Raw genomic sequence first — 19,645 nt, 5'->3', positions numbered from 1 at the left:
TCGTGAACAAAGGAAGAGTCTATCTCGTTGGTGCGGGTCCCGGAGATCCTAAACTCATATCGGTTCGCGGTATGGAAGCCATTCAGAAAGCCGATGTCATCGTTTATGACCGGCTGGCCAACCCTCGTCTACTCAAGCATCGTAGACCGGAAGCTGAGCTGATCTTTGTCGGTAAGCTTCCGGATAAACATATACTAAAGCAAGAAGAAATTAATCAATTGCTCGTAGATCTGGCCCTTCAGGGGAAAGTTGTGACTCGTCTCAAAGGCGGCGATCCCAGTGTCTTCGGTCGAGTGGGCGAGGAAGCGGAGCTGCTCGCAGATAACGATGTGATCTTCGATATTATTCCAGGTATCACATCCTCGATTGCTGTTCCTGCCTATGCGGGTATTCCAGTCACCCACCGCGACTTCACTTCGTCATTTGCGATTATTACTGGTCATGAATACCCGAATAAGACTTATTCCAGTTTGGACTGGGAGCATTTGGCTAAGGCGATCGGCACCATGGTCTTCTTGATGGGTGTGGCGAATCTTGAACAAATTTGTCGTGAATTGATTCGGTGCGGCAAACCGCCGGAAATGCCTGTTGCGCTCGTCAGATGGGGAACATGGGCGGATCAACAAACCATTACGGGAACCTTGGCCGATATTACGGAGAAGGTAAGAGAGGCTAATTTCAAATCACCAGCCGTTATTATTATTGGTGAAGTTGTTAAGCTGCGTGAGAAGCTGGCCTGGATTGAGAAGAAGCCGCTCTTCGGGCGTCGAGTGCTGGTAACAAGAGCTAGAAGTCAAGCAAGTGAGCTTGTGGATTTAATCGATGACATGGGTGGAGAAGCGGTTGAATTCCCTGTGATTCGATTACAACCGCCAAGTCGCCCAGAGGCCATTCAAGCACTGGACCTGGCCCTAGACAAGCTTCATGAATTTGACTGGGTGTTGCTGACAAGCGTAAACGGTGTTGAGTATTTTTTCCGTAGGCTGCGTGAAAAAGGGATTGATGTTCGCAAAATGGGGAAAGCTCGCATTGCAGCTGTAGGCCCGAAGACAGCCGAAGCGCTAGCTGAGCGTGGCATCATTGCGGATGTACTCCCGGCTAAATATCAAGGCGAGGGTATCCTGGAAGCTATTCAAGCAGATTTGAAAGCCGGCCAGAAGGTTCTATTACCTACGGCTGACTTGGCACGTGATTATTTGCCTGGTAAGCTCAAAGAGCTCGGTCTTGAAGTAACCGAAGTTGACGTCTACGAAAATGTACTCATAACAGACGATGGGGATGAAATCATTCATCTTCTGCAAAATCAAAGCATTCATATCATAACTTTTACAAGTTCATCTACGGTTACAAATTTACTTGAAGCCTTGCGTCAACTGGGTGTGGAAGATCCGCTATCCTTGCTGCAAGGGGTTGAAATTGCCTGTATTGGACCCAAAACGGCAGAGACAGCAAGTCAATGTGGACTGCCGGTTACGTATATGGCTAAAGAGGCTACCGTTGCTTCATTAGTCCAAAGTATTACTCAACCTAAATAATCAGATGCAGCTTCTTAAGGAGCTGCATCTGATCGCCAATAAGGAGGCGGAATTCTTCATGAGTTTCCCTATCGTTCGTAATCGCCGCTTACGCGGCAATGCAGCTATTCGTAATCTGGTACGTGAAAATCAAGTGACCGTTTACGATGTTGTACAACCGATTTTTGTTACACATGGTACGAACATCAAGTCAGAAATTGCTTCGATGCCAGGTGTTTATCATTTTTCTTTAGACAGAGTGCAAGAAGAAATCGAAGAAATTACAAAGCTTGGCATTCAAGCTATTCTTTTATTTGGTGTTCCGGATCATAAAGATGCGACAGGAACTTCCGCTTTTATGGATGATGGCATTGTGCAGCAAGCGGCTCGTCTTATTAAAGAATTGAACCCGAATTTGCTTGTAATTGCCGATACATGTCTATGTCAGTTTACGGATACAGGTCATTGTGGTGTTATTCATCATCATCCGGTTACGGGACAGGCGGATGTGGCAAATGATGCCTCCTTGGAGCTGTTGGTTCGTACGGCTGTATCGCAAGCCAAAGCGGGTGCTGATATTATCGCTCCTTCAAACATGATGGACGGTTATGTACATGCTATTCGTTCAGGTTTAGATGAAGCTGGCTACGAGAATACACCGATTATGGCTTATTCCGTTAAATATGCATCAGCCTATTACGGTCCATTTCGAGATGCTGTGGATTCAACACCGCAATTCGGTGACCGCAAAACGTATCAGATGGATCCAGCTAACGGGCGCGAAGCTTTGCGTGAAGCGGAAAGTGACGTTGCAGAGGGCGCTGATTTCCTCATGGTGAAACCGGCTCTTGCTTACATGGACATCATTCGGATGCTGAAAGATAACTTCGATTTGCCGATAGTTGCCTATAATGTGAGTGCGGAATATTCGATGATTAAGGCTGCAGCCATGCAGGGATGGGTTAATGAAGAGGCTATCGTGATGGAAACAATGACAAGCTTCAAACGTGCCGGTGCGGATATCATCTTGACTTATTTTGCCAAAGATATTGCTCGTTATTTAAAAAAATAGCAAATTTCCAAATAGAGCCATTCACCTAAGATGCAAAGGCGAGCAGTTTCCGGAGGAAACGATCAGCATGTAATCTTAGTGCGGATGGTTCTTTTGTCATACTTTTGTCGCAAAACATAAGCTTACCTCAGTTGTGACAGGGGTATAATTAGGGCATAATGAATGAGAATAGATGGAAACCCAGAGGAAGGTGCCTCATGACCTACAACGATAATTTTATTAAAGCATGCCGAAAAGAACAGGTGGATACGCTGCCCGTTTGGTATATGCGCCAAGCTGGACGTTATGATCCGGATTATCGCAAAATCAAAGAAAAGTACTCACTGCTTGAAATTTGTCAGCAACCAGAGCTAGCCGCGGAAGTTACCATGATGCCCATTAAAAAGTTGGGTGTTGATGCAGCCATTTTATATTCGGACATTATGAATCCCGTTGCTTCACTTGGAATCGATTTTGATATTGTCAAAGATGTGGGTCCTGTGATTCATACGCCAGTTAGGACAGCGCAAGATGTTGAGCGCCTGCGTCCTATAGACGTGGAGAAAGATTTATCGCATATTATTCAAACGATCCGTATCTTAGACAAGGAGCTTGAGGTTCCCCTCATCTCATTTGCGGGTGCGCCATTTACGATTGCGAGCTACTTGATTGAAGGTAAGCCATCCAAAAGCTATATTCGCACGAAGCAGCTTATGTACTCCGAACCAACCGTTTGGTTTGCCTTAATGGAGAAGCTTGGTGATATGGTCATTACGTACTTGAGAGCGCATATCGCAGCGGGTGCTAAGGCTGTTCAAGTATTTGATAGCTGGGTTGGCGCACTTTCTCCTGCGGATTTTCAAATGTATGTGCTGCCGACAATGACGCGAATATTCAAAGAACTTGCGGACTTGAAGGAACCAAAGATTTATTTCCCAGGCGTGAGTTCAGGGGAGTTACTTCCTTATCTCAAAGACATCCAAGCGGATGTTATTGGTCTAGATTGGCGGATTCCAATTTCTGTAGGCCGTGGAAGAATTGGCGAGCGCTTTGCCGTGCAAGGAAACTTGGATCCCTATATTTTAACAGCTCCGATGAGCGTTATTGAGCAACAGGCGAAAGCCATTATAGATGAGGGGATCCAGCAACCAGGATATATCTTTAACCTTGGTCATGGGCTATTCCCGGAAGCATCGCTTGAGAAGTTAAAGGATTTGACTACATTCATTCATACTTACTCACATTCCGTACTAACGCAGCAAGCAGAAAAGAGTGGTGTTTAGCATGGCGAATCAGCGTATTGGTGTTTTAGTCATGTCTTATGGTACTCCGGAAAGTTTGGATCAAGTTGAAGCTTATTACACACATATTAGACGTGGGCATCCTCCAACGCCTGAGCAGCTGCATGAATTAACTGCTCGTTATGAGGCAATTGTAGGAGGGTTCTTCCCGCTGCGTGAAAATACGAACAAGCAGGTTAAGGGCCTGGAAAATACACTTCGTCAAGAACACCCAGAAGTTGAATTCGTCTGTTATCAAGGTCTGAAGCATGCTCAGCCTTACGTAGAAGACGGTGTGGAGCAAATGGTTAAGGACGGTATTACTGAGGCTGTGGGAGTCGTTCTAGCCCCTCACTACTCAACTATGAGCGTTGGCGGGTACGTGAAAAGAGCGAAAGATAAGGCAGAGGCACTTGGTCTGAAGATTGATTTCGTTCTTGACTATCATCTTCATCCTAAACTGCTTGATGCCCTTAGCACACGTGTTGACAAAGCCTTAGAGAAATTCTCCGGTGTGAATCGAAATGATGTACGTGTTATCTTTACTGCGCATAGCTTGCCTGAGAAAATACTTGAATTGAAAGACCCATACCCAGATCAATTGCTTGCCACTTCCAAAGTCATTGCTGAGCGTGTAGGTCTGACGAATTGGCAGTTCGGTTGGCAAAGCGCAGGGCAAACAGCGATGCCGTGGCTTGGTCCGGATATCTTGGATGTTTTACGTAAGATCAATCAAGAGGAAAGCGTCAAGAATGTTCTCCTATGTCCGATCGGCTTTGTTTCGGATCATCTGGAGGTTCTCTACGATATCGATATAGAAGCACAGGCCCTAGCCAAGGAGCTTGGACTGCATTTGGAACGAACAGAATCGCTAAATACAGACCCTCTGTATCTGGAAACATTGAGTGATGTTGTATACAAGAAATGGAAAGAGGTCACCCGTTTATCATGAGTACTAGGATTCCTCACTACATGATTGTTGGCGGGGGGATTACGGGGCTTAGCGCAGCTTTTTACTTAAAGAATAGGTTGGAGTCAGCGGGAGCTCCTTTTCGTCTTTCTGTGGTGGAGAAGTCCCCGACATTTGGCGGGAAAATTCATACCATAGAACGAGAGGGTTTCGTCATTGAAAAAGGGCCGGATTCCTTCCTTGCACGGAAGCGCCCTATTATTGATCTGGCTTATGATCTTGGGCTAGAAGATGAGCTTACAGGAACGAATCCTGGGGCGAAAAAGACCTATATTGTGCGTCAAGGTAAGCTGCACCGCATGCCACCTGGCTTAGTGCTCGGCATACCAACACAAATGACACCGTTCATGAAGACGGGCCTCATTTCCCCATTAGGTAAAATGCGAGCTGCACTTGATTTGATCCTGCCGAAGCGTGATTTATCAACGGATGAATCTCTTGGGCATTTTCTGGAGCGCCGCTTAGGGAAAGAAGTGCTTCAACGTATCGTGGAACCGCTTCTAGCGGGGATTTATGCTGGTGATACGTTTAAGCTTAGTTTAAAAGCAACGTTCCCACAGTTTCGAGCGATGGAGCAGAAGCATCGCAGTTTAATTCTAGGGATGATGGTCAGTCGCAAAAACGTGAGTGAAGAGAGTGCTCACTTACCTTCTGCGGTACGTAACTCGGTTTTTGTGACGTTCAAGAAGGGGCTTCAGACGTTGGTTTCGGGCTTAGAAGACGCCTTGAAGACTGTGGATCTACGAAATGGCGTCGGGGTTATATCCGTTCGTAAAATGGGTCAGCAGCAAACTGAGGTTATCTTTGAGGATGGACATAGTGAAATGGTAGATGGCGTTATCCTAACTACGCCTGCTTATCAGGCAGCGCAGATGCTAGCAGATTTACCTGCAGCAAATCAGCTTAAGAAGATTGATTACATTTCCGTGGCGAATGTTATTATGGCTTTCGATCGCAAAGACATCCCTTTTGCACTGGATGCCTCGGGCTTTCTAGTGCCGAAAACCGAAGGCAGGACGATTACTGCGTGTACCTTAACATCTGCTAAATGGCTGCATACAGCCCCAGACGGGAAGGTGCTTCTGCGTTGTTATATCGGTCGTGCAGGTGAGCAAGAGTGGCCGAAGTGGTCGGATGAACAACTAATTAGCAAAGCCCGCCATGATCTGCGGGAATTATTAGGACTAAAGGCGGAACCGCTTTTTACGGATGTAACTCGTCTCATGCATTCTATGCCGCAATATCCTGTGGGTCATCTGGAGCAGATTGCGCAGTTCCGTGAAGAGCTTGCTGCAGCTATGCCTCAAGTCCTTATCGTGGGGGCGGGGTTCCATGGAGTGGGTCTGCCTGATTGTATAAGGCAAGGTAAAGAGGCTGCGTGGCAGCTTGCGGACCTGATCCAAAACCAGTCACAGGAAGCCGCTGAAACAGCCAGTTCGATTTAACGAATCTTGGCCAGATCTAATTTGAAATCTGATGCTGAAATACAGAACCGCTGAGGACCATATAAAAAACGGAGCCGACTTCTTTTTCGGAAAAATTTAATCATAGATAGACTACTGGGGGTATGAAATTATGGGAAATTCGAGTAGAATCGACACGCGCTCTTCGGCCGCCTTTCTAGAAGCTAAGAAGATCATTCCCGGTGGAGTGAACAGTCCTGTTCGCGCCTTTAAATCAGTTGGTTTAACACCTTTGTTCATGGAGAAAGGCTCAGGTTCTCGCGTAACGGATATTGACGGGAATACCTTTATCGATTATGTAGGATCCTGGGGTCCATTAATCGTAGGACATGCTCACCCTGTCGTGCTGGAAGCTATTAGAGGAGCGGCCGAAAAAGGGACAAGCTTCGGTGCGCCGACACTTCTAGAAACGGAAATGGCAAAGCTGGTCATTGAACGGGTGCCGTCCATTGATATGGTTCGCATGGTGAATTCAGGGACAGAAGCGACTATGAGCGCCCTACGGTTAGCCCGCGGTTTTACGAAGCGCGACAAGATCGTGAAATTCGAAGGAAGCTACCATGGCCATGCAGATGCCTTACTGATCAAAGCTGGCTCCGGTGTAGCCACACTTGGCCTTCCAGATAGTCCAGGGGTCCCGAGTAGCGTGGCCTCGAATACGATCACCGTGCCTTACAATGATTTGGCATTCGTTAAATTAGTGTTTGAAAAGTTTGGGGAAGAAATTGCGGCTTTAATCGTTGAGCCGATTGCAGGGAATATGGGAGTTGTGCCTCCAGCTGAAGGGTTTTTACAAGGATTACGTTCCATTACTCAACAATATGGTTCTTTGCTAATCTTCGATGAGGTGATGACTGGTTTTCGCGTGCATAAACACTGCGCACAGGGCTTGTACGGCGTTACACCTGACTTAACATGTCTAGGTAAGGTCATTGGCGGAGGACTCCCTGTTGGCGCTTATGGAGGCCGACTGGACATCATGGAGCAGATTGCTCCTGCAGGTCCAATCTATCAAGCAGGAACCTTATCCGGTAATCCACTAGCGATGGCAGCAGGCTTCGCAACGTTATCCTTATTGGGCGAGCCCAATGTCTATGAGGAACTGGAACGCAAATCCGCGAAGCTGGAAGCTGGATTTGCTGGGAATGCCGCTGAATTTGGCGTGGCAAGCACAATTAACCGAGTAGGGTCCATGATATGTCCATTTTTCACTGAGCAGGCTGTCACGAATTACGATACAGCCAAAACGTCTGATTTAGCTAAGTTTAATGCTTATTTTGGCCATTTGCTCGATTTGGGAGTTTCAGTTGCACCTTCGCAATTCGAAGGGATGTTTATATCTACGGTTCATTCCGATGAAGATATCGCTGCAACAATCGATGCTCATCGTGAAGCGTTGAAGCGATTATAAGTTTGTAATATATAAAGACCTGGCCAACGTGGCCAGGTCTTTTGCTTACTTATGTAAGTTTTAGTTTGTTTTTATGGTTGGAGCAACACTTGAAGATGGCAGTGCACTATTCCCATTGTTTGTTTGCCCTTGGATAGGGCTTGTACTCGGTGTAGGCGTCGGGCTTGGCTTTGATGATGTGGAAGCTCCTGGTGAGGAGCTTCCTGTGCCTGTGCCAGAACCTGTGCCGGTATTGCCATTGCCTGTACCTGTACTCGGTGAAGGACTTGGCTTCGTAGAAGGTGTCGGTGAAGTTTCTGGCTTCACTGACGGACTTGGTTTGACAGTACCATTATCTGATCCTGAAGGTGGATTAGACGTGCCATTCTTACCTGCTTCACTGCTGGATTCAGGCTTGGTTGACGTTGTTGATTTCGGTGTAGGTGTTGCTTTAGGCGGGTTCGCTTTTTTAGTCGCTTGTTCTCTCAGGAAATCAGGGTGGTCATAAGCACCACCTGGATCGATAGTCTTAAGTCCTTCCCAAACATTCTTCACCTTTACTTGGTCAGGATGATCAAAAACTAGGAAAGCAGAAGGTAAGCGACGCTCCCCGTAACGACTTGAGGGCTTCGTAATCAGCTCATCGTTGTATACCATCTCGGAGGAAGCTCCGCCATCCAAGAAGCCAGCATTAATGACGCCATCTGCGAGAAACAGATCCTGAACCTCTTTAAGTGTTGCGCCTACACTGTGCGTTTGTCGGCCGTCGATCACGATGAAAATAACCGTTCCGTCGGCTTTTTGTCCCACAGCTGTACGAGGTGCGCGTCCCCAGCCTCCGTCACCGCTAGTAATGAGCGGTTTTCCGTTAGCAATAACACGCGGATAGAAGGATACGGCGTCAGTGACACCAAGTTTAAGAAGTTCGTCAATCGTATACTTCCCGATAATGAGTGTGCCTTCTTTTGTGAATCCAACAATATGTTGAGGAATGCTGCCTTCTTGGTCTGTATAAAGAATTTCTCCACCGGACATAATAGCACCAATTGGCGCAAATCCGTTTCCAAGTCCGTCTGGATCGTTGAAGCCTCCGCCATTTACGCCTGCGACAGCGCCAGTACGCTCTACCATGGATGTAATTCTTTCCCCTTCACCTTGCTTTGCGGGGACAACGACACGAATCGTTCGTGGGTCATATACATACATTTTCTTGCCCTTCCAAAACTGGCCAGAAATATCCTCGACTTTCACAAGACTTTCCGTAGAACGATTTTTATTGAATTGAACCGCCCGCAAATCTTGTTTTTCAACAGAGTTGATTTCGGTCAAATTTTGCATTTCGAGAACCATCTGATCTCTACGCTCAGCACCAACGAAAATCCAGGCCCAGTCACGATGCTGCGTCGTAATAACCGTTTTAGCCAAATATTCGCGTATATATTCTCCAGGTGGGGTTAGAAATAAGAAGCTTGAACTAAGAAAAGTACAAACAGCTATAACGAGAAAAGTGCGTTTCAGCCAACTATAACTCCGAAAATGTTCTAATATTGAACTACCCAAGGTTGTTCCTCTCCTGCTCTATTATTCTATTTGGTATTTAATATTTGATTAGTAATGTCGAAAAAAAACAATACAAGACTTATATTATCATATTTTAGCATGCAATTGTTATTGGTAATTGTTAAAATAAAGTGTACATAATCCCTATTTTCATGAGGAGTAATGAATTCTATGAAACGATATTACTTTTTTGATTTTCCAATAGATTTAATGGCGGTTGTTTTGGTATTTCTAGTCATTCTGCTCGTAATCTATCTATCCTTTCGTAAAGGTACTCGAATATGACAGAGTGGAAACGCAGCGGTGAATGGTTGGAGCTCCCCGTTCCAAATCCGTTATGGAAACCTCTTAAACCAGGGGCTATAGAAGAATTAACAGCTATACTGCCAGTTCCTAGAAAGTATTTTCTTCGACTAGCCTCTCAAGGCCTTATTAAGATTCAGGATGATAAAATTCGACTTCATGCGTTTCCTGAAGAGAAGGCTGCTTTCAAACCTGAGTCTTATGATCTTGGCATTTTATATGAGGACGACTTTTGCCTTGTCGTTAATAAACCGGCAGGGATGTCTGTTCATCCAGCAGAAGCAGGGCAAAGCGGTACGTTGGCTTCTGCGGTAGCCTTCTATTTTGAATCGACAGGCCAGGCTTGCGGGGTTCGGCATATACATCGTTTAGATCAAGATACGACCGGAGCTGTACTATATGCCAAAAATGAGTGGGCGCATGTGCTTCTTGATGAAACAATGCGTGACAAACGAATTGATAGACGCTATGTAGCGCTAGCTGAAGGCGTATTCCGAATAAAACAAGGATCGATAGATGAACCTATCGGTAAAGATCGTTATATCTCAGGTAAGCGAAGAGTTTCGCCTAGCGGTGATCAAGCGGTAACACATTATCGGGTTTTACGGCAAATGAAGAAAGCGGCTTTCATAGAATTGGAGCTAGAAACAGGGAGAACCCATCAAATTCGGGTCCATCTCAGTCATTTAGGCCACCCCTTAGTAGGGGATTCCCTTTATGGGGGTTCATCGCGATTGTTTCATCGACAAGCCCTGCATGGAGAGAGGCTTTTGTTCGATCATCCTGTTACTCAAAAGCAAGTCATCGTGCATGCTCCGCTGCCGCAAGATTTCAAACTTTTGCTAGAAGAAGTTTCAGCCCTGTAAAAATGTAGTCATGCCTAGCCCTTCCCACCCATATACTTTTAGAGACAAACAAGTAAATGGCCAAACAATCCGAATGCTGTCCAGCATTTGGATTTGATGGAAGGGAGGATTAATTCGGTGTCTGAACAACAACCAGGTTTAAGATTCGATATCTATGAACGCGTTCATTTGCAAGAAGATTTGGCGGGGATACAAGAATTAAATGATGTAGAATTGCTTCCTCATATTCAGGTAATTACTTTGGATGATCAGGCAATCCTGAAAGGAAACTTGCTGCTCACGGGCAATTATTTCAGTGAGGAAGGGAGTACACCCAGATCACTTGAGCACCTGATTCCAGTCGAGATCACATTACCTTTAAATCGCATTCATCGTGTCGAAGATATTCAGGTCGAGATTGAAAATTTTGATATTGATCTTTTATCAGCCAGAAGCTTGAACGTTACAGGTGTTCTTTCCCTACAAGGCGTCGAAATTGTGTCGGCTCCGCTGGAGAGCTGGCGGGAAGAAGAGGAAGTTACTTTCGTTCATGAGGTTAACATCCCAAGTTTCGAGCCGCCTATGCCCTATCAACCACAGCCCGTACAGGAACCTCAGGCAGTTCCAACCATACGAGAACCCGTAAATGTAGCTTCTTATGCAGCTGTTACTCCTTATGTGGCTCCCATTCAAGATGAGGTTGGTTCTGACGATGGTGTAGTTGTAGTGGAGATTGAACAAACCGAATTAAAGGTGACACCCCATCAAGAAAGCACGGTGGTTACGGAAGACAAGAAAGAGCTCAAAGTCGCCTTTGGCAAAAAGGCGGCTGAGGCTGTGGACATCAACCCGTATGGTATTAAATCGCTTCTTTCTAAGGCGGGCTCGTATCTTACCGATAAGAGGAATGCAGAAGCAGAAGCGCAAGCTGCGCTTGCGGAAGAGACGCGAATAGATGCTGTGGAGTGGAAGCGACTCTTTCTTCAAAGCAACGCAGGAACGCAAGAGTTTAGGAAACTAAAACTTTGCATTGTTCAAAAAGAAGATACGTTGGAATCGATTGCCAAACGCTATCAACTCAACCCGCGTGAGCTTCAACTCTTGAATCGTATGAGTGATCAAGAAATTTCAGTTGGGCAGGTTATTTATCTGCCTAGATAAATAACAGATACATAGGCAAGAGCCTTTGGCTGCTTATAGCGGCTGAGGGCTCTTATTCGTTTTCGTAACATCTTTCGGAAGCAAGCATAATATATGCATAAACGGTAATACTGGAATGATATATTGACTCTATTTCAAATGTTCGATATCATATGATGTAAACCATTTTGAGTAATATTGGAAACGTTGATAGGGAGTAGTAGGCGGTAAGCCCTTCAGAGAGTGGAACTGGTAGCGCTGAAAGGTTCCATAGGAAGCAACCGAACGAAGTCGCCCTGGAGTTGTGAATGTGATTGTATGCGCCCGTTTATGCGGTGAGCAGCATTAGCATTCGCCGGCCGCAGCCGTTATCTGTTTGAGAGCCACGCGCTTCTTTTGAAGCTGCGCGGAATGAAGGTGGTACCACGGAAGCAAGCCTTTCGTCCTTTGCGGGCGGAGGGCTTTTTTTGTTTGAATGGCCGCCGATGTGAGATGACTTACAGGCCTCATAAGCCTGTTTAACAGAGATAATAGTAATGGAGGTAATCTTATGACAGAAGCTAATGAAACCAAAGAACAATTGCAAATGCCTACTACGTACGATCCTAAAGATGCCGAGCGCAAGTGGTATGATTACTGGATTAAAAATGAGTTTTTCAAAGCGGGCACACGTCCTGATGCGGAAACTTACACCATTGTGATTCCACCTCCGAACGTTACAGGTATGCTGCATATTGGGCACGCGCTTGATTTTACACTGCAGGATATTTTAATTCGTACCAAACGGATGCAGGGTTATGACGCACTTTGGCTGCCTGGATCTGACCACGCAGGTATTGCCACCCAAACTAGGGTAGAGCAAAAGCTCCGCGAGCAAGGACAATCACGTTATGATCTTGGACGCGAGAAGTTCTTGGAGAAGGTATGGGAGTGGAAGGAACTATATGCAAACACGATTCGTGAGCAATGGGCCAAAATGGGTTTCTCGTTGGATTATTCACGTGAACGCTTCACCTTGGATGAGGGCCTATCACAAGCCGTTCGTGAAGTATTCGTAAGCCTTTATGAGAAAGGCCTGATTTATCGCGGGAATTATATTATTAACTGGGATCCAGCGGCTCGTACAGCGCTTTCTGACATTGAAGTAGAATATAAAGAGGTGCAAGGCGCTCTCTATCACTTAGAATACAAAACGACGGATGGAACAGATTCAATCGTTGTTGCCACGACTCGTCCTGAGACGATGCTTGGCGATACAGCGGTTGCTGTTCATCCGAAGGATGAGCGCTATAAGCATCTCATCGGCAAAACGCTGCTTCTCCCTATCGTGAATCGCGAGATTCCGATCATTGCGGATGAGTATGTTGAAAAAGAGTTCGGAAGCGGCGCCGTAAAAATTACACCGGCTCACGATCCGAATGACTTCGAAGTTGGGAAGCGTCACGACCTACCGCAAGTTCTGGTTATGGACGAAACCGGCAAGATGAACGCGAATGCGGGTCCTTACCAGGGGAAAGATCGTTTTGAATGCCGCAAGCAAATTGTCGCTGACTTGAAGGAGCAAGGTGTTCTTATCAAAATAGAGGAACACGTTCATCAAGTAGGTCATAGCGAGCGCAGCGGCGCAGTGATCGAGCCTTATTTATCAACACAATGGTTTGTGAAAATGCAGCCGCTTGCTGATCAAGCGATTGATGCACAAAAAACAGGCAAAGGTGTTAACTTCGTTCCGGATCGTTTCGAGAAAATATACTTAAACTGGATTGAAAACGTGCGTGATTGGGTTATTTCCCGTCAGTTGTGGTGGGGACATCGCATTCCTGCCTGGCACTGCGCGGATTGTGGCCAAATCACGGTAACGCGTGAGGACGCTACGGCTTGCTCGCACTGCCAAAGCACGAATTTGAACCAAGACAACGATGTGCTTGATACATGGTTTAGTTCCGCATTGTGGCCGTTCTCTACACTTGGCTGGCCGAATGAGACTGAGGATATGAAGCGTTTCTATTCGACGAATGTACTGGTTACGGGTTACGACATCATTTATTTCTGGGTAGCTCGGATGATCTTCACCGCTCTTGAATTTACGGATCAAATTCCGTTTAAAGATGTATTGATGCATGGTCTTGTACGGGATTCCGAAGGCCGCAAAATGTCAAAATCCCTTGGCAATGGCGTCGACCCGCTTGAAGTAATTGAGAAGTACGGCGCTGATGCTATGCGCTATATGATTTCGACGAGCAGCACACCTGGGCAAGATCTACGTTTCCGTTGGGAACGTGTGGAGCAAGCTCGGAATTTTGCGAATAAGATCTGGAATGCATCTCGCTTTGCTTTAATGAATCTCGAAGGTGTAACCGCAGCAGATATTGATCTTACGGGTCAACTAGGTACGGCAGACCGCTGGATTCTACACCGTCTGAACGAAACTGTTCGTGACGTGACTCGTCTAATAGACAGCTATGAATTCGGTGAAACTGGCCGATTACTGTACAATTTCATCTGGGATGATCTCTGTGATTGGTACATTGAGTTCAGTAAATTAAGCTTATACGGGACAGATGCTGCTGCGAAAAGTAAAACGCAGTCCGTACTTGCGTATGTACTTGACCAAACCCAACGTTTGATTCATCCATTCATGCCGTTCATTTCGGAAGAGATTTGGCAGCATCTGCCGCATGTGGGTGAGACGATTACGCTTGCCTCTTGGCCCGTAGAGAATCAGGCTTTCGAATCGCCTGACGCTGTTCGTGAGATGGAACTCTTGATGGACGTTATTCGCTCCGTTCGTAATATTCGGGCCGAAGTGAATGTGCCAATGAGTAAGAAAGTTGAACTGCTTGTAAAACCGGCTAGCAGCGATACGCTGAGTATTCTCAGCAACAATGAGGAATACCTGAAGCGTTTCTGTAACACATCCCTGCTCCAAATCGACGCAGAGATGGCAGCTCCGGAGAAAGCCATGACAGCTATCATTACAGGAGCTGAACTTTTCTTGCCGCTGGCTGGTCTTATTGATATTGCGCAAGAGCTCACGCGCTTGGATAAAGAATTACAATCTTTGCACGGTGAAGTAGAGCGTATCGAGAAGAAATTGGGCAATGAGGGCTTTGTGGCCAAGGCGCCTGCCAAGGTCATCGAGGAAGAAAAAGCAAAGCTTGCCGATTATGCCGACAAGCGAGACAAAGTGATTGTTCGATTGGCGGAGTTAAAAGGATAATCGCAGAAAATCAAACGATTGCCTAGTTACGAAAACAAGCTGATTCATATAGTAAATGAGGATGAGATCAATGGATAAAATCAAAGACACCCCTTCGGCTGAATTCCAGACAGCGCAAGAAGCCATTGCCTGGATTGTCGGCCGGATGGAGAAGCTCGGCATGAAACCGGGACTTCAACGTATGCAGATGCTAATGGAGAAACTAGGTCACCCCGAACGTAGGCTGAAGTTCATTCATGTGGCTGGGACGAATGGCAAAGGTTCTACATGTGCCTATCTATCTTCTGTTTTGCAGGCTTGTGGATATGACGTGGGTACATTCACTTCTCCTTATTTGGAGAAGTATACGAATCGTATCCAAGTGAACGGAGCCGACATTCCAGATGACGTGCTGCTCAGACTGGTGAATGAAATGAAGCCAATGGTTGACGAAATTGCGGAGACTGAGGTCGGTCCTCCGTCTATGTTTGAAATTTCGACTACGCTCGCGATAATGTATTTTGGCAAAGTAGCATATCCAGATTACGTAGTATGGGAAACTGGTCTCGGGGGAAGGCTGGATAGCACGAATATCGTGAATCCTGTCGTAACCATCATTACGAATGTTGGCCATGACCATATGGAAATCTTGGGGGATACACTCGAATTAGTAGCAGCAGATAAAGCAGGTATTATTAAAGCGGGAGTACCCGTCATTACCGCTGTTGAGCCGCATGAGGTTTGGAGTGTGATCGATCAAACAGCCAAGGCCAAAAAAGCAACACTCTACTCACTTGGTGGACAATTTAATTTCACGAATGTGAAAAGTGAGCTAGATAGCCAAACTTTTGATTTTAGTGGGCCGTTTCGAAATATTAAGGGTGTGCCGATTACGTTAAACGGAGAGCACCAATTGAAGAATGCAGCTGTGGCCGTAATGACGCTTGAAGTTCTTCGTCAATATTATGCCTGCATCGTAGATGATGAAGATCTGTTCAAAGGACTCAAGGAGACACGTTGGCCAGGCAGGCTTGAGATGGTTTCGAGCGAGCCTCGTATATTACTTGATGGCGCTCACAACCCAGAAGGGGCCGCAACGTTGGCTGCCGCGCTTCAAAATGTATATACTTACCGTAAGCTTCATATGATGGTAGGAATGCTTTCGACGAAGAATCATACAGGCTACCTGAGGCATATACTACCATTGGTGGATACTCTTGTTATTACGGAACCCGATTTTCATAAAAAAGGCGACGCTTCTATGCTTGCTGAGATTGCAAGAGAGCTGCTGCGCGAGATGAACCGTGAGATAGATATCATTGTCGAGCGAGACTGGAAGCGAGCTTTGGAAGCACTAACAAGTAGAACTGAGCAGGATGATCTGGCGGTCGTATCCGGCACGCTGTATTTAATCTCTGATGTTCGTTCTTGGATTACCTATCAAACCGATTCTGAAAAAGGATGGTGAGAACGGCGTGAGTCAAGCAGAACACGTACATTTTATAGGCATCGGCGGATACGGCATGAGTGCCATTGCCAAAGTCATGCTGGAAATGGGATACCGGATATCTGGTTCCGATCTGGCACAGCAAGAGCTTACTGAAAAGCTGAAAGCGAAGGGTGCGCAAGTTTTCATCGGACATGAAGCTAGGAATGTTTCAGGGGCTGATTTGGTTGTGTATTCAACCGCTTTGGCCAAAGACAATGTAGAAATGCAAGCTGCGGAACAATTGAATATTCCGATTATTCATCGCTCACAAATGCTTGCTCGGCTCATGAATGAGCGTAAAGGCATTGCGGTAGCTGGTGCACACGGCAAAACAACAACATCATCAATGATTGCTTTAGTCATGGAGATTTGTGGAATAGATCCGACCTATATCATTGGTGGCGAGATCATGAATGTGGGCAGTAATGCCAAAGCAGGCAAGGGTGAATTCGTCGTGGCAGAAGCGGACGAGAGTGATGGAACCTTTCTTCAATATCACCCAACCCTCGCACTTGTGAACAATATCGAAGCGGATCACTTGGAGAATTACAATGGTGATTTCGAGAATTTGAAGAAGGCTTACAAGCAATTCCTCAGTCAAGTTAGACCTGGCGGGAGAGCTATTGTTTGTCATGATGATACGTTCTTACGTGAAATGATTCCGCATATTCAAAGCGAAGTTATTACGTATGGCATAGATACTGAGGCTGATTATGTCGCAAGCGATATTACGTTAGGTGATCGTAAGGTTACGTTTACTGTACAGTTCAAAGGGGCGGCACTCGGTCAGGTTAGCTTGTCCGTACCTGGTAAACACAACGTATATAATGCACTAGCAACACTTATCACCTGTTTGGAAGCAGGGCTCACTTTCGAGAAAATTGCAGAAGCTATTCAGGAATTCCGCGGTGCAAAGCGTAGGTTCCAAGTGCTGGGAGAAGTTGCGAACATATTGGTTATTGATGACTACGCACATCATCCTACGGAGATTCAAGCAACTATTTCTGCAGCAAAAGCAACAGGGAAACGCATCATAGCTGTATTCCAACCGCAACGCTATACGCGAACCTATTATTTATTTGAACAATTCAGCCGCTCATTCGATGAAGCTGATGAGGTTATTATTACCGATATTTACTCACCTGCCGGCGAGCAGCGAATTGAGGGCATAGATTCAGCCAAACTGGTTGATTTGATCCGCAGTAACAGCAACCCGAATGTTCAGCATATTGCAACTCGGGATGAGGTACTCGCTTATTTGATTCAGCATGTGCAGCCTGGTGACTTGGTATTAACCATGGGAGCGGGCGACATCTGGAAAGCAGCTGATGGTTTAGCGAAATCGCTGCGTAAAAAGTACGAACCGACTAGTTAGAAAAAAGATCGCTGCAAGCCAAACGGCTGGAGGCGGTCTTTTTTTGATGAAAGAAACATAATGGGGTTCTCTCTATCATAATCTAGTAACAGAAGATTTGGACAAGACGACGCGGCGCTATGCCCGTTTCCAAATAAATATTACGAGGAGTGATTGAGAGATGAACAAGAATAAAGCAAGAATAACCTACCGTTTCGATCTACAGGAAAGGTCGGAATCAAACCGTAGAGCATCGCGAGTACCCGATCAAGAGGAGAAAGTGATACCACTCTATCAGGAAGAGTTTAAGGTTATAGATTCTACGATAGACCGTCATACGTCGGATGAGGTTACTCCTTATCATCAAGCGGAGAGGGAGCAAGTCGAACATTTATTTGAACCTCATGCTTTAAATACGTTCACGACGGATTTTGGAAGCTGGAACAGTCCGATTGAGTCGGAAGGTGAGCGAGTGGAACGGATCATTCGTGAGTCACAGGAAGCCCGTGAGAATTCAGCTGTTAGAAATCCGTCAACAGAGAGAGCAGAGCCTACTTCTGACAGACATCGGGATGAGTGGTCAACCTGGACGTCTAAGGAACCCTATAAGGAACCGGGGACAGGTGCCAGATACGCGAAATCATCTGGTACACCGTGGATTCGAATTGCAACATCAGTGGCAGGAGCGGTGGTGACGGGTATTGCGTTTGGTTTCTTTGTTCTCTCCATGTTTTCAAGCGATCGTGATACCAAAGATACGGCATCGATTAAAAATACGATAACAGTTCCTTCGCCCAATGTACAAGCAGCAGTCCCATCGAAAGCGCCAACAGGAGCAACTAAAACGACTGCAGATCAAGCGCCTGCCATTCCGGCTTCTGCCTCAGCTGTCACAGCGGTTCAAATTCCTGCAAAATCGTATACTTTCCTTCAAAATGGTGTATATAGTACCTTACAGGGAGCTCAAGCTATCCAAGAAACCCTGAAGAAGAAAGGGTTAGCCACTGCCCTTGACACGACAGATAAGCTAACCGTATTCGTCGGATTTGCCAAAAACCGAGATGACGCTCTCGCATTAAGAGAACAACTGCAAACAACAGATAAAACCATTGAGGTTTATATGAAAAATGTGGATATCCCCGCGGCTACAGGCATTCGTTGGAGCGGCCCGAAACCGGAGTCGGTTCCAACCTTCATTGCCGAAGGTGATAAATTAGTGAATACGATCAATGGATTAGCGCTTGTTCATTTGGCTGAGACGAAGCCAACCCCGCTTGCTGAAACGTCGCTGCAATCGATTCGCTCTTCGCATCAGCTGCTTACGACATTGTCGGCCTCGATGGGCGAGGGGGTAGGTGATGACACGAAGCTATTCGTGCAAAAAATGACTACATCGATCAACAGCGCGGTTCAATCGATGGAAGAGTACAAGAAGAGTCCTTCTACGGCTATGCTTTGGCAAGCTCAATCATCCATGATGCAGTACATTATTGCTCAAAGAGAGCTGCTTAAGAAAATCAGCGTATCCTAATAAAAAAGCAGTGTGACCAAAACTCTCAGGAGTTTGGACACACTGCTTTTTATTTGTAGTAGCGATTGAGCATAGCCGCAATCTCTGCACGGGTAATGGTTTGACTAGGTTTAAACGCGGTATCCGTTATACCATCAATGATGCCCTTATTTCTTAGCGCATAAATGGCCTTAGCACTCCATAATGTCTCAGGTACATCATTGAATGATGCGGATGATACTACAGCAGGCTGGTTATTTGTTGTGGAAGACGACATTTGTAAAAGACGATCGAAGAGAAAAGCGACTTCACCTCTCGTAATCGATTGATTCGGTCGAATCGTTCCATCGGAGTAGCCCTGCAGGAGGTTTAAGTTTTTGGCTTTAGTAAATACAGGGCTCGCCCAATGGGAAGACGGCAAGTCTATGTAACTTTGCTCAGCCGGAGATTGGCAGCCGTAAACGATGGATGTCACAGTATTGCTCGGCTCACAGACGGCTTTCAACTTGCTGAACGTAAATACCCGATCCATTAATGTGAGAAATTCTGCTCTTGTTAACGCACGTTCCGGTTCATA

14 protein-coding genes and 1 other annotated feature are annotated in these 19,645 nt (G+C 46.0%); of the genes, 12 read left to right on the top strand and 2 right to left on the bottom strand.

Annotated features, from left to right (window positions below):
- Positions 1–2 precede the first annotated feature (2 nt).
- From cobA to hemL, 6 genes are all read left to right on the top strand, one after another.
- A complete protein-coding gene (gene cobA, locus QFZ77_RS32930) occupies positions 3–1,535 on the top strand; it encodes a uroporphyrinogen-III C-methyltransferase (protein ID WP_307446701.1) in 1,533 nt (510 codons plus the stop codon).
- A gap of 58 nt (positions 1,536–1,593) precedes the next feature.
- Positions 1,594–2,586: a porphobilinogen synthase gene (gene hemB, locus QFZ77_RS32925; protein ID WP_307446697.1), complete on the top strand. Its 993-nt coding sequence runs from the start codon at positions 1,594–1,596 to the stop codon at positions 2,584–2,586.
- Between the two features lie 197 nt (positions 2,587–2,783).
- A complete protein-coding gene (hemE, locus tag QFZ77_RS32920) occupies positions 2,784–3,848 on the top strand; it encodes a uroporphyrinogen decarboxylase (RefSeq protein WP_307446694.1) in 1,065 nt (354 codons plus the stop codon).
- A gap of 1 nt (position 3,849) precedes the next feature.
- Positions 3,850–4,797, top strand: coding sequence for a ferrochelatase (hemH, locus tag QFZ77_RS32915; protein WP_307446690.1), 948 nt, complete (start codon positions 3,850–3,852; stop codon positions 4,795–4,797).
- Complete coding sequence (hemG, locus tag QFZ77_RS32910) at positions 4,794–6,260, top strand: protoporphyrinogen oxidase (RefSeq protein WP_307446687.1); 1,467 nt, start codon at positions 4,794–4,796, stop codon at positions 6,258–6,260. Before hemH ends, hemG begins: the two co-directional genes overlap by 4 nt.
- Positions 6,261–6,390: 130 nt before the next feature.
- On the top strand, positions 6,391–7,689 hold the full coding sequence (gene hemL / locus QFZ77_RS32905) for a glutamate-1-semialdehyde 2,1-aminomutase (protein WP_307446685.1): 1,299 nt from the start codon (positions 6,391–6,393) through the stop codon (positions 7,687–7,689).
- A gap of 60 nt (positions 7,690–7,749) precedes the next feature.
- Here the strand turns inward: hemL and QFZ77_RS32900 are convergent, their stop codons facing one another.
- Positions 7,750–9,228: a phosphodiester glycosidase family protein gene (locus QFZ77_RS32900; RefSeq protein ID WP_307446682.1), complete on the bottom strand. Its 1,479-nt coding sequence runs from the start codon at positions 9,226–9,228 to the stop codon at positions 7,750–7,752.
- A 281-nt stretch (positions 9,229–9,509) separates the two neighbouring features.
- On the opposite strand from QFZ77_RS32900, the gene QFZ77_RS32895 reads away from it, so the two are divergent.
- The 6 genes from QFZ77_RS32895 to QFZ77_RS32870 all read left to right on the top strand — a co-directional run bounded on the left by QFZ77_RS32895 (position 9,510) and on the right by QFZ77_RS32870 (position 19,089).
- On the top strand, positions 9,510–10,397 hold the full coding sequence (locus tag QFZ77_RS32895; RefSeq protein ID WP_307446680.1) for an RluA family pseudouridine synthase: 888 nt from the start codon (positions 9,510–9,512) through the stop codon (positions 10,395–10,397).
- A gap of 117 nt (positions 10,398–10,514) precedes the next feature.
- On the top strand, positions 10,515–11,537 hold the full coding sequence (locus QFZ77_RS32890) for a LysM peptidoglycan-binding domain-containing protein (protein WP_307446677.1): 1,023 nt from the start codon (positions 10,515–10,517) through the stop codon (positions 11,535–11,537).
- Between the two features lie 177 nt (positions 11,538–11,714).
- Positions 11,715–11,967: a binding site (T-box leader), on the top strand.
- A 99-nt stretch (positions 11,968–12,066) separates the two neighbouring features.
- Positions 12,067–14,736 carry a valine--tRNA ligase gene (locus tag QFZ77_RS32885; protein WP_307446674.1) on the top strand — a complete coding sequence of 890 codons (2,670 nt, stop codon included), beginning with the start codon at positions 12,067–12,069 and terminating at the stop codon, positions 14,734–14,736.
- Between the two features lie 70 nt (positions 14,737–14,806).
- Complete coding sequence (locus tag QFZ77_RS32880; RefSeq protein ID WP_373462696.1) at positions 14,807–16,183, top strand: bifunctional folylpolyglutamate synthase/dihydrofolate synthase; 1,377 nt, start codon at positions 14,807–14,809, stop codon at positions 16,181–16,183.
- 7 nt (positions 16,184–16,190) lie between these two features.
- Positions 16,191–17,579, top strand: coding sequence for a UDP-N-acetylmuramate--L-alanine ligase (murC, locus tag QFZ77_RS32875; protein ID WP_307446668.1), 1,389 nt, complete (start codon positions 16,191–16,193; stop codon positions 17,577–17,579).
- A 160-nt stretch (positions 17,580–17,739) separates the two neighbouring features.
- Complete coding sequence (locus QFZ77_RS32870) at positions 17,740–19,089, top strand: SPOR domain-containing protein (RefSeq protein ID WP_307446664.1); 1,350 nt, start codon at positions 17,740–17,742, stop codon at positions 19,087–19,089.
- Positions 19,090–19,138: 49 nt separating this feature from the next.
- Here QFZ77_RS32870 and QFZ77_RS32865 read toward each other — a convergent pair whose 3' ends face one another.
- Positions 19,139–19,600, bottom strand: coding sequence for an S-layer homology domain-containing protein (locus QFZ77_RS32865; RefSeq protein ID WP_307446661.1), 462 nt, complete (start codon positions 19,598–19,600; stop codon positions 19,139–19,141).
- Positions 19,601–19,645: the final 45 nt, after the last annotated feature.

This window comes from Paenibacillus sp. V4I3, from assembly GCF_030817215.1.
Classification (GTDB): Bacteria; Bacillota; Bacilli; order Paenibacillales; family NBRC-103111; genus Paenibacillus_E.
The sequence above is the reverse complement of the archived record's forward strand: the minus strand, read 5'-3'. Positions and strand labels throughout refer to the sequence as shown.

Bases quoted from the DNA above. Each gene is read 5' to 3' on its own strand.
- QFZ77_RS32895 (WP_307446680.1), top strand. From the start codon at position 9,510: ATGACAGAGTGGAAACGCAGCGGTGAATGGTTGGAGCTCCCCGTTCCA.
- hemH (WP_307446690.1), top strand. From the start codon at position 3,850: ATGGCGAATCAGCGTATTGGTGTTTTAGTCATGTCTTATGGTACTCCG.
- QFZ77_RS32870 (WP_307446664.1), top strand. From the start codon at position 17,740: ATGAACAAGAATAAAGCAAGAATAACCTACCGTTTCGATCTACAGGAA.
- hemG (WP_307446687.1), top strand. From the start codon at position 4,794: ATGAGTACTAGGATTCCTCACTACATGATTGTTGGCGGGGGGATTACG.
- QFZ77_RS32865 (WP_307446661.1), bottom strand. From the start codon at position 19,600: ATGGATCGGGTATTTACGTTCAGCAAGTTGAAAGCCGTCTGTGAGCCG.
- hemB (WP_307446697.1), top strand. From the start codon at position 1,594: ATGAGTTTCCCTATCGTTCGTAATCGCCGCTTACGCGGCAATGCAGCT.
- hemE (WP_307446694.1), top strand. From the start codon at position 2,784: ATGACCTACAACGATAATTTTATTAAAGCATGCCGAAAAGAACAGGTG.
- QFZ77_RS32880 (WP_373462696.1), top strand. From the start codon at position 14,807: ATGGATAAAATCAAAGACACCCCTTCGGCTGAATTCCAGACAGCGCAA.
- QFZ77_RS32885 (WP_307446674.1), top strand. From the start codon at position 12,067: ATGACAGAAGCTAATGAAACCAAAGAACAATTGCAAATGCCTACTACG.
- hemL (WP_307446685.1), top strand. From the start codon at position 6,391: ATGGGAAATTCGAGTAGAATCGACACGCGCTCTTCGGCCGCCTTTCTA.